Origin of the sequence: Neisseria sp. P0008.S010 (assembly GCF_051962715.1) — a bacterium.
Taxonomy (GTDB): domain Bacteria; phylum Pseudomonadota; class Gammaproteobacteria; order Burkholderiales; family Neisseriaceae; genus Neisseria; species Neisseria elongata.
In genome coordinates, this window is the sequence record NZ_JBQCVA010000407.1 from 1 (window position 1) to 241 (window position 241).

A 241-nucleotide genomic window follows, 5' to 3' on the forward strand; every position below is an offset into this window, starting at 1 on the left:
TGTCAACCCACCAGCCCCCTAAAGGAAACCAAGTACCCACACCTATCGGCTACGAATTGTTAAAGAGCAAATATCGTTGGTTGCGGGGGCAGGATTTGAACCTACGACCTTCGGGTTATGAGCCCGACGAGCTGCCAGACTGCTCCACCCCGCGTCCGGTAACAAGACCTGCAAGTATAGCAACCAATCAGCCCTAGCGTCAACCAACATTCCGAGTTTCCGACAGTGCAAAACTTGCCCT

Annotated in this window: 1 tRNA gene; it reads right to left on the reverse strand. The window is 53.1% G+C overall.

The window, feature by feature from the left end:
- Positions 1-77 precede the first annotated feature (77 nt).
- Positions 78-154 (reverse strand) — tRNA-Met (locus tag ACTHSL_RS14110).
- Positions 155-241: the final 87 nt, after the last annotated feature.